We start from the raw sequence: 12,705 nt of genomic DNA on the forward strand, positions 1-12,705 counted from the left end.
AGTCTCTCTTCTTTAGAACTAGAGATAAAAGTTTTTATGATAATTTAAGAAAAAACTACAAGGTTTAGAAGACAAACTAACTAAGTAAGATAAATGGATGAGGAACAGTATGATGTTTTTTAGGAAAGAAATGAATCAAGAAATTGAGAATATTTATAAACTGATATTAAATAAAGAAGCTGGGATAGTAAGGGAAAAGAAAAGTAGAATCAACTTTTGAAAGCTAACTTTATATATGTCGTTTTAGTTGGGATAGTTGCAATTTTGTTGATATTCGTAGTCGGCTTATTTTTTTAAGTGATTTTTTTGCAGCAATGTTTAAACTGTAACTGGATAGCCTGTCCACTATTTCTGTATAGTTATATCTATATATTATGACCATATGATAACTAGTTATTTTTAGAGTTAGAATATTTTCAAAAATCCCAGCAAATCATCCTTGGCGGAGTCTTTTTTGCTTCTATAGACATATTACTTTAACTCAAGTAAAATAGATATGTTGTCGTGGGCTCTATCTTTATTGTCCATTAGCTTATGAATGACTCATCCACGGCAGCACACGTACCCTTAGCTCAGTTGGTCAGAGCAGATGGCTCATAACCGTCCGGTCGTAGGTTCGAGTCCTACAGGGTACATTAAAAAAACTAGCTCGTGATGAGCTAGTTTTTTTATCTTATTATTTGTGTTCACGTAAAAAGCGTTTTTCTTTCTTTTTCTCTTTTTCTTCATTCACTTTTTCTTCGGCCTTGTCAATGTTAGATTCAAAATCTCGTTTGTTTCTGGCTTCTTCAAAAGAGCGTCTATTTTCTTTTGCTCCGTCACGTTCTGTATGCATTATAAATTCCTCCAATAAATGATTTACTTTTTGGTTCTAAAAAAACTATATCATATGTATAAAATATAATAAAACAAAAACCCACCAGAGTTGATGAGCGTGGAGGTCATATAAAGGGGGAGAAAAAGAGGCAAATGTTTTAAAGAATTGTAAAATAGTAGTAAATTGTCTCTAAAATACATAGTAAAAAGCTGGTGTTATAGGATTTTAAAAGAAATAGAATATATCTAATCAAGCTAAAAAGAACATAGCTATTAAAATTAAAAAAGTATGTTAAGGTTCCCAAAATACAAGATTTAGCAAAAAGAGAAATAGGTACTTTTGAATATAAAGATACTTTTATTTAGTCGCCGATTTGCCATCAGTGGCGAAGGATTTTTCAGATTATCAAGAGAGATAAGTCGATTTAAGGGCATAAACAACCATTTGAGATACTGACGGATATTGAAGGGAATTTTGAAATAAGCTAAGAAGAACTGAAAGTTTATTTAGCGAAAAGAGGTCTTCATGGCTGTCCTGAAAATGGATGAGGATGAGCTTAAGAAGTAGCAAAGGACTAGCCATTTGGCTAGTCTTTTTTGTTGTGTTTTCTCACGACTTTCCCACAACTATATGGGGAAAATTAAAGCATGCTGTTTTTTTACATCCTTTCAAATAGATCTACTGTATCTTTTTTCATTTTTTGTAACATCAGTGTAAGTGTCCACAGTAATTGATAACCGAAAATGGATATTCATGGATATTAATCCTTTTGTAGATGATGTGTAACTGAAGGATTTTTCGACTGTTCGAAAAGGTGATAAAGGCGGATATATCGAAAAAGAAGGTAATTTAAGCGTTTATGGTAATGCATGGGTCTACAACGATTCAAAGGTTTACGGTGATGCAAAGGCCTACGGTAATGCTGATTTTATAGTTATTTACCCGATCGGTAGTGAAAATGGCATTTTAACAGCATTCAAAGATAAAGAAGGAAGCATTTCAGTGACACGCGGTTGTTTCGAAGGCTCTTTAGAGGAATTTGAATTAGCAGTGAAAGAAACACATGAGGAAAACAAGTACGCAAAAACATATCGTATTGTGGTTGAACTTATTAAAAACAGTCTAGAGAAATGAACTGAACTTAAAAAAAATTTTTAAAATGAATGAACAAATCAATAAAGTAGAATCGTAGGCAAAAGACAAAGGATTAGATCAAGCTGATCCAAAAGCGTAATTTTTGAAAGTTGCAGAAGAATTAACAGATGCAAAAGTCAATCATATTTTGGTAACAAATTTGACTGGCTCGATTTAATTAATTCGTTCTGTCATTCCCATTATGTGAGGACAAGAACAAGGACGAATTATTCAAATTTCTAGTTATGGTTGACAGGTTACCTTACTGGAAATTCGATGTATCATGCAACGAAATGGGAATCGAAGGCTCTGCATAATCAGTGGCATAAGAGGTAGAAAATTTGATGACCGAAGAGAATGGAAATCCAGACAATGGCTTGGCATTGTGACTTCTACAGCTACAGATGTCATCAATTAAGAAAAAATTGATACGTCCTTTATTTTGAAGTATTTTTCAAACCGTGATACTAAAAAACAAAATATTTAGTTAAATTAATATTAAATGATTAGAAAATGCATATCTAAAATAATTATTTTTAATATAACGCAAGAATAAAATATTTAATTGTATATATTTTGTCCATTTTTTTATTTCTAGCTAAATTTTTACTTGATATACTTTACTCCTTGAATGAAAAACTAGAACATTTAGGAGTGACTCAAAATGACAAAACGAATTTCATTAGAAAAAGCAGCAGTTGATTTCAGTGAGGCAAATGCCCCTCATCCACGTATCTATGAATTAGAGCCAAAAGATGGACGTGCATTACTCGAAGAGGTACAAGAATCTCCTGTTAATAAATATAATGTAGATATCGAAGATCAACTGATGGATACTGGAAAATATGGCTCAATCAATGTCCGGTTTATTCGACCAGCTGGCAATTATACTACTCTACCTGTAATTTTTTATATCCATGGTGCCGGTTGGGTATTTGGTAGTGCCAAAACACATGATAAATTAGTGCGAGAATTAGCTGTTCGAACGAATTCAGTTGTGGTATTTCCAGAGTATACATTATCTCCAGAAGCAAAATACCCAACAGCCATTGAACAAAACTACGCAATTTTACAACAATTACCAACAATTTCAGAAGCAAAAAAAATGGACATTTCCCGTTTAACTGTAGCAGGTGATTCTGTTGGTGGAAATATGGCCACAGTAATGACGATTATGACAAAACAACGTAATGGCCTGACAATCAACCAGCAATTATTGTATTATCCTGTAACAGACGCGAATTTTAACACGGAATCTTATAACGAATTTGCAGAAGATTATTATTTAACAAAAGAAGGCATGAAATGGTTCTGGGATCAATATACGACTGATGAAAAACAACGTGCAGAAATCACTGCGTCTCCTTTACGAGCAACTCTTGATGAATTGAAGGGACTACCAGCAGCGATGATCTTAAACGGTGAAGCAGATGTTTTACGTGATGAAGGTGAAGCTTATGCACGGAAATTACGTGAAGCTGGAGTTGACGTCACACAAGTCCAATTCCAAGGGATGATTCACGATTTCGTAATGATCAATGTATTGGATCAAACAAAAGCCGCAAGAGCCGCTATGACGTTGTCTACGGAATGGATTAACCGTAGAAATAATTTATAATCAATCATCGGTAATCTGACACATTCAAAGAATAGTACAAGATTTTTTGTCAAGTGATATTAGCGAAATGATAATATTATCATTTTTTACTGCCTAATATATTTTTTAGTAAGTTAAAATGTATGACTCGCAATGAAAGGAGTGTAAGTTTATGAATTATGATAAAAATTTGACAACAAAAGAAGGTCAACCTTGGGCTGATAATCAGCATTCATTGTCTGCAGGAGAAAGAGGTCCGCTATTAATACAAGACTACGCGCTTTTAGAAAAACTCGCACATTTTAATCGAGAACGTATACCTGAAAGAGTAGTACATGCAAAGGGCGCTGGAGCAAAGGGTGTTTTTGAATTAACTAAGGACATGAGCGAATATACAAAAGCTGACATATTCAATGGTGTTGGAAAAAAAACACCAATGATTGCTCGATTTTCAGTTGTAGCAGGAGAGTCAGGTCATCCCGATACTTATAGGGATGTACGCGGATTTGCTTTGAAATTTTATACTCAAGAAGGAAACTATGACATAGTGGGAAATAATACACCGGTGTTTTTCATTAATGACCCCTTAAAATTTCCAGATTTTATTCATTCACAAAAAAGAAATCCGAAAACACACGCACGTAGTCAAGATATGCAATGGGATTTTTGGGCTCATTCACCTGAAGCCACACATCAAGTTACTATTTTGATGGCGGATAGAGGGATTCCATTAAGTTACCGGTATATGCATGGTTATGGGAGTCATACTTACAAATGGGTTAATAATAAAAATGAACAATTTTGGGTTAAGTATCATTTTAGAACTGATCAAGGTATCAAAAATTTAACTAATAAGTTAGCAACTGAGTTGTCTGGAAAAGATTTTGATTATGCGCAGAATGATTTGTTTAATGCGATTGAGCAAGGAGAATTTCCATCTTGGTCAGTGTTTGTTCAAATTTTGCCGTATGAAGAAGGGCTAGCATATAAACATGATATTTTTGATGTTACTCAAGTTGTTTCACAAAAAGATTTTCCATTGATTGAAATAGGTAAATTTACATTAAATAAAAATCCTGAAAACTATTTTGAAGATATGGAGCAACTAGCGTTTTCACCTGCTAATTTAGTTCCCGGCGTAGAAGCATCTTTAGATAAATTACTACAAGGACGTCTATTTGCATATAAGGATGCAGCACGGTATAGAATAGGTGCAAACTATGAGCAACTACCAGTTAACAGACCAATTGTCCCAGTTCACAGTTATGAAAGAGATGGTGCAATGGTTCAAGGTCAGGATGATCAAGTGAACTATGAACCAAATGGCGAGAACGGACCTAAAGAAGTGCCATCAGCGAAGATTCAAGGAGATAAGGTAACAGGGATTAGTGGAAACTACTCTTATCCTAAACCCGACTACTATAGTGCAGCAGGTAAATTATATCGCTTATTACCTGATGAAGAAAAAGATAGATTGATTGAGACAATTGGTTTGAATTTGGGACAAGTTTCTAAAGAAAGCATAAAAATTATGCAAACAAAGCATTTCTATCAAGCAGACCCAGAGTATGGTACCCGAGTTGCGGAAGTACTAAACATACCAATAGATAAAATTGTGAACTAAAAAATATAAAGAAATAGTTTCAATAAAAAATATTATATGATGTAAGATCATCATTAAGTATTTATTGAAACTATTTTTTTAATGCATTTATTTTTTGAGATCCCAGAAGTAAATGAAATTGCATAGGATAAAAGAATGGAATGACCTGTTCTATTCAAATCAGTTGTATTATTAGTAATAAGGTAAGTATTGCTTAATATATTACATATAACCTGAATTCTCATTAGTAGGTATTTTTAGAAGAGTCTATGGGTATTTCAACACCAATTTTTTTTGAAAATCATTTGATGATAAATGCTAAAGATAAGACAGAAGAATTGATAAACTTGAATAGTAACTAGAAGAACTTCTTAGGAAAGAACTATCCGGTTATTCTTTTCCGATAGTTAAGAAAACTAATCATAAGAATTTAGTCTATGTTTTAGTTTTACTTTTATATAGGAAACTTCCAATTAGTCCTATTAAAGTAAATATTGATTATACTAAAAATTATATATCTAATAGGTTAATACGAAAGACACTCACCAATTTCTTTGGAAGTTCCATTACATTCATAGATAATCGTGAACAATCAGATATTATAATTTCTGATTGTTTTGAAAGAGAACTTTGTGCGAAAGAAAAGTATTTTTATTTTGAAAATATGTATGACTGGGAAACTTGAAATGACTTAACAAAAAAATACAAAGGATTATGTACAATAGATCATTTCAATCTCTTTTAACAATTAAAGAGAAGGGATTCATAATTTTTTTTATGAAGTAAAAAATATGATTGGTGTAAGAGTAGCAGGAGAAAATGAATTAGATTTTGCAGAAGGAGTCGGGGCACTTATTGAAGAAATAGTCGCAATAGATGCAGAATTGTCAACCCCGTCATTTTATTTTGTAACACAAATAGAAGATAAAACATATACAGATATTTTAATAGGATTACAAGAAAAGAATGATTAAAGGGATTGTTAAATAAAATGTGTAAGTCGGGATTTTTTTCACGCTCAGTATTTTTATTTATACAAGGAGATATCATCGTTTTAACAGAATTAGCTCGTTTAGGAAGTAACAATAAAGGAGTGACTTAAACCTTAGTACAATTTTTATGAAGAGGTGGAATAATTAATCGATATATAAGTAAGTCTAGTATGGACATGAATTTATCAAGAGAGAGGAGCTCCTTCTAGTCGACTCTATTCAGAAAGTGGATATAAAGATGGTGATAATTGCTCAAAACTTGTAAGTTTCCAGTTTATAATAAAAAATAGTTAGTATAGTCATTTTTTAGGTATATAGATGTCTGGTCTATATACCTTTTATTTGTAAAATTTTTTGTTCTTTATTGGAAAGTACTCACTTCCAGATTGAACAATAAAGTTTGTTGAATCAACTTTACTGTTCAAAAAAAGAACGACCACATGATCGTTCTTTTACCTAAAACTATTAGCTACGAACTATTTTTCTTTTAAAGAAAACATAGAGTGCTGTGATAAATGAAACAGCAAATGACAAATAGCCAAGTGGAATACAGAAGAATGCAGGTTCAATCAACCAACCATTTGCATCAAGCTGTGAGCCAACAATTGCAGATGTCATAAACAATAGAACAGATACAATAAGAAATAAAATCGAAATGCTATACTTTTTCATAAATATCTCCTCCTTATTTTTGTATTATAGGTGATAAATATTAAGAATAAATAGAAGTGACAAATATGTTAGAATCAATTGATTAGCAAGAATAAAGCTAAGACCTTAGATTGTTTATTAAAAAAAGAAGGGCAGAAATCCTATACAATCGTATATAAAATGGCAAATCCAACTAACCCAAATACTGTTTGATTTTTTCCATATATAGTTTAAAGCGATTCGAGCGGGCATCAAAGTTATCAATAGCTGTAAAGGATGGAATCCATAGGCCGGGATATGCCACATAGCAAAAAGAAAACTACAAATAATTGTTGACCATAAGAATGAGATGTCTTTTTTTTGAAGAGAAATTAGGATATTTGTACTTAATAATTCTTCTCCCATAAGCATGAAAGGTACTTGAAAAAAAATCATCACGAATGAAATCGTTTCTCCAATGGAGTTTGTTGTTGCTTTACCAAAAAAGTAAGAATAAACCAATGAAAATAAAGTCCCTGAAACAAATATCAGAGGGATCCCCCAAAGCAGAGCTTTAAAGCTAAAATGTTTAAACTGTGATAAAAAATCATTTTTTAACAAGTAATAGCCTGCTAATCCAGCAAACAATAAATTCCAAAAGGTTCCCAGTACAGATAAAACAGTGTTGTTAAGTCCTGAATAGGGTAGAAATGAATAAGACAGACCAATAATTATCGTGGTAAAGAAAAGAAAAGTAGAAGATTTTTTTTTCATAAGCATCACACCTTTTTAAATTATTAAGAATAAAGTAAGTATATAGATAAACAACAAAAAATCAATATAAATGTTTTTGCTAAGAATTGAATTGGATTAGTTGTTTAAACTTTTGGGAAAGCGCAAGAATGAGCCGTACATCGATTGCAAGTTATGATCAAAGTAAAAAACAAAAGATCACTTTATTCCATCAGATATTTAGGAGGATTAGTTAATCATAAATAAACCTTTAAATAAAATTTTTAAAAGAAAAAAAGGACCCGAGTGTCACTCGTGCCCTTTTTATGGTGATTCTTTATTTTTTAAATTAGTATCATGTTTCTTCACCTATGTGCGTTAATTGAATAGTCAAAAAAGATAGCTATTTTCATACACAAATGAATAGCGTGATCGATAAAACGATTTTAGCGACTAAAAAGATACTAAACAATTGGCAGTTAAGCATTGAACAGACTAAAAAAATTTTTTAGTCCTCTGATGGTAAGACTTGAGCTAACACTCGGCTCAACTCATCGGCACTGGTTCCATCATCATTGGTCAACCATTCATCCACTGTTCCTAGAACACCTCGGACAAAATAAGTGAAATAATATTCGAGCAATCGGGGATCGTCTTCGTGGTATCGAGCAGCAAAACTTTCAATGGCTACCTCGTGTACTTCTTGAAAAATAGTTTTGATTAGGTGACTATCTTGGTAATTGCGGGTCAAAATAGAAGAAAGAGGTTGTGCTTCTTTTAAAATAGCAATTAGGCGACTTAACCATGAGGCCAACTCTTCGTCACTGTCGATTCTGATTAAGGGAAGAATTCTTTCGATAAGTTGTGCTTCGATTTGGTGAAACAGATCCATGGTATCTGTATAGTAATTGTAGAAAGTACCACGATTGACATCGGCTAATTTACATATATCTGTAACAGTTATTTTTTGGAGCTCCTTTTCAGACAACAAATTTAAAAAAGCTTCATTGATTATTTTTTTTGTATAAATAGTTCGACGATTATTTTTGATTCCAGCCATGAGTAAGCTTCCTTTCATTTAATGAACAGATTAGTAAATTTTGTCTACTCAATGACAACTCCAAGTTCTTTGCTTATTGCCATGAGTGATTGAAATGATTATACTAACAACAGAGTATATAATCAACAGGGTGTTGAAAACATGGCGAGGTGAATAAACATGAGCTATATTGAAGTGAAGAATGAGTTTAAACGATATCAAATGGGGGACACAACCATTACAGCGAATAACGACATCAATTTCTCAGTTGAAGAAGGGGAGTTAGCTGTGATTTTAGGTCCTAGTGGTGCCGGTAAATCAACAGTATTGAATATCTTGGGTGGGATGGATACACCTGATGAGGGGCAGATTATCATTGATGGGGTGGATATTGCAAATTTCAATAATCGACAATTAACGGAGTTTCGACGAACGGATGTAGGTTTTGTTTTTCAATTTTATAATTTAGTTCCTAACTTGACTGCAAAAGAAAATGTGGAGTTAGCCACTGCTGTATCCCCAGATGCCTTAGGCGTAGAGGAAACCTTACGTCAAGTTGGTCTTGGCGAACGGATGAAGAACTTTCCAGCTCAACTTTCTGGTGGGGAACAACAACGAGTGGCAATTGCCCGTGCGTTAGCAAAAAATCCTAAAATTTTACTCTGTGATGAACCGACAGGAGCGCTTGATTACGAAACAGGAAAGCAAGTCTTGACGTTATTACAAAATGTAGCTAAAAAACAAGGACGGACAGTACTTTTAATTACTCACAATTCGGCAATCGCACCAATGGCAGATCGGATTATTCACATCAATGATGCCAAAGTACGTTCGGTAGAAATCAACAAGACCCCGTTGCCTGTGGCAGAGATTGAGTGGTGAGGGAACAAAAATGAAAAATCTCTATATTCGTAGTGTATTTCGCGATATTCGACAAAGTTTAGGACGATTTATCGCAATCATTTTAATTATCTTCATGGGGGTTTTATTGTTTGTAGGAATCAAATCCATCGGGCCAAATCTTGAAAAAACTGTCCAAGAATTTGTTACTAACCATAACGTTTCAGATATACAAATTCAAGGAACTGCTGGTCTGACAAATGAAGATTTGGCTATTGCTGAAAAAATAGCTGGTGCCAAGGGAGAATTAGGTTATAGTTTTCCTTATGTGGAAGAGCAACAAGATCGTAATTTACAAGTTTATTCTTATGCTGAGGATAAAAAGCAAAATAAATTGACACTATTACAAGGAAATTATCCAGAAAATAATCAACAGTTGTTGATAGATGAGAGCTTAAAAGAACAATACCCCATCAAAAGTAAAATCACCATCAAAGATAGCCAATTAAAAGATGAGAACTTTACAGTCACGGGTTATGTGTCTTCACCTATATATGTTGATAAAAAAGAACGTGGTGTGACGACCGTAGGGGATGGGACAATAGATGGATATGTTTACTTGCCTGAAACTGCCTTTGCCAGTGAAACCTATTCTATTTTGTATTTGCGTTTCTCTGATTTACAAGAGAAAGATATTATGTCTGATGTGTATAAAGATCAAATGATCGTTCACGAGGAAAAATTACAAAAACTTTTTGATGAGCGTAAAGAGCAACGAAAAACGGAGTTGCAAGCGATAGCTAATCAAGAAATCATCAAAGGAGAACAAGAATTACAAGAAAACCAACAAAAGCTGACTGATGGGCAGAATGAACTGAATACAGCGAAAGAACAATTGAATAGTCAACAACAACAGTTGGAACAACAAAAAGCGCAACTTGAAACGATTTACGGTCCAACTATCGCGAAAGAACAATTGGCGTCAGCACAAGGTGAGTTAGAAAAAGCTACCACAGGGCTTGCTGAAAAACAGACAGAGCTCATGGAAAACCAACAAACGTTATCAAAAGCGCAAGAGAAGATTGACCAATCAAAAAAAGATGTTGAGTCTATCAAAACGCCAAATTACCTTCTGACTCAACGAAGTTCAAATCCTGGTTTTACAGAGTTTACTAGTTTATCAGACCGGATCGATGCAATTGGGAATGTCTTTCCAGTTTTTTTCTTTTTGATTGGCATCTTGATTACATTTACTACCATTACACGTATGGTTGAAGAAGATCGAAAAGAGATTGGTACGTTGAAAGCATTGGGCTATCGAAACAGTGAAATCGCTCAAAAATATCTATTGTATGCTCTATTGACAGGAACTGTCGGAACTGTTTTAGGCGTTATCATCGGAACCAAAGGACTGCCACCTGTAGTTTTTACCATGCTGAAAAAAAATTATGTTTTTGAAAATTACCCGACGGATTTTTGGTTTTGGCCGATTTTAGTGGCAATACTTGCGGCACTTTTTGCAACTGTTGTATCTACTATTTATATCTTGGTTAAAGATTTACGGGAAAAACCCATGGCGCTTTTGATGCCTAAAGCACCAAAACCTGGAAAAAGAATTTTGTTAGAATACATTACACCTTTATGGAGCCGATTGAGTTTTAATCAAAAAGTGACGTACAGAAATCTTTTTCGCTATAAAGCTCGAGCAATTTTGACGATTCTTGGGATAGCAGGCTGTATGGGCTTAATGGTAGCTGGGTTCGGGTTACAAGATTCCATTGGTGGGGTGGTGGATGTTCAGTTTAAGCAATTGAATCACTTTCAAGGAATCGTTACGGTGAAAGATGAGGGAGATGCCCAAAAAGCGAATGAAGTGCTGAGGGCTCATGACCAAGTCAAAGGTAGTATGAATGTTTTTGCTGATCAAGTGAAATTCAAAAAAGATGGGGTCAGTGATTTAAGTGCATCGTTGTATGCTTTTAAGGATACGGATCGTGCTAAAGATTATTTCACTTTGAAAAAAACAGACAAAAAAACAACCGTAGAGATCCCCAATGGTGGAGCAGTTGTCACGGAAGGTGTAGCGAAAGCTTACAACGCGAAGGTCGGAAGTAATCTGACGATTCAAGATAATGAGGGTAAAAAAGTAAAAATAAAGATTAGTGGAATCGTTGAAAATTACTTAGGTAATACAATTTATATGGATCAAAACTACTATCAACAAGTCATGGATAAAGATTTCACTGAAAATACGATCATCTTCAAAAGTCATGAAATGTCTTCTCAAGATGAAACGAAATTAGCGAATCAATTACAAGCTACCAATCAAGTGACAACAACGACTTTTATGAGTACTCAAGCAAGTAAACAAGCTTTTGCTAGTGATAATTTACGTCCAGTCGTTTTGATTTTTATTGTTTTATCAGGCACGTTAGCCTTTGTTGTTTTATTTAATCTGACGAATATCAATGTATCAGAGCGGGAACGAGAATTAGCGACAATCAAAGTTTTAGGATTCTTTGACGGAGAGGTCACGATGTATATCATTCGGGAAAACGTCATTTTTACTTTGGTAGGGATCTTATTGGGCTGTGGTATTGGTAAGGTCTTGACATGGTTCATTATTACGATGGCTAGCGCCGACAATATGGCTTTTCCACTTTTGATTCCGAAAATGGGCTATTTAGTTTCAGGTGCTTTGACGATTATTTTTTCTGCTATCGTGATGTTCATCACGCACAAAAAGTTAAAAGAAATTGATATGATTAGTGCTTTGAAATCGAATGAGTAAAACAAAAAAGTTTTGTCTGTCACTGTTAAGTGCCTGACAAAACTTTTTTACGTTAGAGTTGAATGTACTGACCTAGTTCTTAAAAAGAGTACAAGATTAGCTAGTCTGATGGCGAGGTAAGAATAGACCTGTGTCTTTTTACATAAACAGATTTTTCAACAAACTGCTCTATCATTATTTACTCTCACTTCTGAATTTGGCTTATTTTTGGCCAAATATAAATTTTTTCTAAATGATTTCATAAGCAACTCTAAAGAAGATTCGGTTTTTTACGATTTATTTTGATATTCTTCGAGAAAAAAAGTAATATTTTTATGAAATTAAATATAAGTAAACTTGTTAGGTGAGGCTCCTAAACAAACACAGGCTATTGCGCAGAAACGTCGAAAGACGCCAATGTGTAAAATAGGAATTGTCGGATTAAGGCTTTTCATAAAATAGCTAAGAGTAATTCTTTACGTTGTTTAGTGCTAAAACTCAGACGATGAGATTAATTGTGTGGGACACCAGATTTGTTAGTTTTTTTGCTA

General features: G+C 33.7%; 9 protein-coding genes, 1 tRNA gene and 1 riboswitch. Of the genes, 6 read left to right on the plus strand and 4 right to left on the minus strand.

Features of this window, described 5'->3' with window-relative positions; translation table 11 throughout:
- The first annotated feature begins 561 nt into the window (after positions 1-561).
- A tRNA-Ile gene (locus tag AC4BD1_RS05675) sits at positions 562-635 on the plus strand.
- Between the two features lie 41 nt (positions 636-676).
- On the opposite strand, the gene AC4BD1_RS05680 is transcribed toward AC4BD1_RS05675, so the two are convergent.
- Complete coding sequence (locus AC4BD1_RS05680) at positions 677-835, minus strand: hypothetical protein (protein WP_206909001.1); 159 nt, start codon at positions 833-835, stop codon at positions 677-679.
- Between the two features lie 1,780 nt (positions 836-2,615).
- On the opposite strand from AC4BD1_RS05680, the gene AC4BD1_RS05685 reads away from it, so the two are divergent.
- From AC4BD1_RS05685 to AC4BD1_RS05695, 3 genes are all read left to right on the plus strand, one after another.
- On the plus strand, positions 2,616-3,569 hold the full coding sequence (locus tag AC4BD1_RS05685; protein ID WP_206909003.1) for an alpha/beta hydrolase: 954 nt from the start codon (positions 2,616-2,618) through the stop codon (positions 3,567-3,569).
- A gap of 151 nt (positions 3,570-3,720) precedes the next feature.
- Entirely contained in the window at positions 3,721-5,172 is a 1,452-nt protein-coding gene (locus tag AC4BD1_RS05690; protein WP_206909005.1) for a catalase, read from the plus strand.
- Between the two features lie 770 nt (positions 5,173-5,942).
- Positions 5,943-6,125, plus strand: a complete 183-nt coding sequence (locus AC4BD1_RS05695; protein WP_490467206.1) for a hypothetical protein — start codon at positions 5,943-5,945, stop codon at positions 6,123-6,125.
- Positions 6,126-6,608: 483 nt separating this feature from the next.
- Here AC4BD1_RS05695 and AC4BD1_RS05700 read toward each other — a convergent pair whose 3' ends face one another.
- From AC4BD1_RS05700 to AC4BD1_RS05710, 3 genes are all read right to left on the minus strand, one after another.
- Positions 6,609-6,815, minus strand: a complete 207-nt coding sequence (locus AC4BD1_RS05700; RefSeq protein ID WP_490467207.1) for a DUF3955 domain-containing protein — start codon at positions 6,813-6,815, stop codon at positions 6,609-6,611.
- Between the two features lie 117 nt (positions 6,816-6,932).
- Positions 6,933-7,547 (minus strand): CPBP family intramembrane glutamic endopeptidase, encoded by a 615-nt coding sequence (locus tag AC4BD1_RS05705; RefSeq protein WP_490467208.1) that lies wholly within the window; start codon positions 7,545-7,547, stop codon positions 6,933-6,935.
- A gap of 466 nt (positions 7,548-8,013) precedes the next feature.
- Positions 8,014-8,565: a TetR/AcrR family transcriptional regulator gene (locus AC4BD1_RS05710; RefSeq protein WP_490467209.1), complete on the minus strand. Its 552-nt coding sequence runs from the start codon at positions 8,563-8,565 to the stop codon at positions 8,014-8,016.
- Between the two features lie 159 nt (positions 8,566-8,724).
- Between AC4BD1_RS05710 and AC4BD1_RS05715 the strand changes: the two genes are divergently transcribed.
- Together AC4BD1_RS05715 and AC4BD1_RS05720 are read left to right on the plus strand one after the other, a co-directional pair.
- On the plus strand, positions 8,725-9,426 hold the full coding sequence (locus tag AC4BD1_RS05715) for an ABC transporter ATP-binding protein (RefSeq protein ID WP_206909017.1): 702 nt from the start codon (positions 8,725-8,727) through the stop codon (positions 9,424-9,426).
- 10 nt (positions 9,427-9,436) lie between these two features.
- The gene (locus AC4BD1_RS05720; RefSeq protein WP_490485966.1) at positions 9,437-12,175 is read left to right on the plus strand and encodes an ABC transporter permease; all 2,739 of its coding nucleotides are present in this window, start codon (positions 9,437-9,439) and stop codon (positions 12,173-12,175) included.
- Between the two features lie 328 nt (positions 12,176-12,503).
- Positions 12,504-12,671: riboswitch (M-box (ykoK) riboswitch) on the plus strand.
- The last annotated feature ends 34 nt before the right edge of the window (positions 12,672-12,705 follow it).

The sequence above is a fragment of the Enterococcus sp. DJ147D b genome, assembly GCF_058216655.1.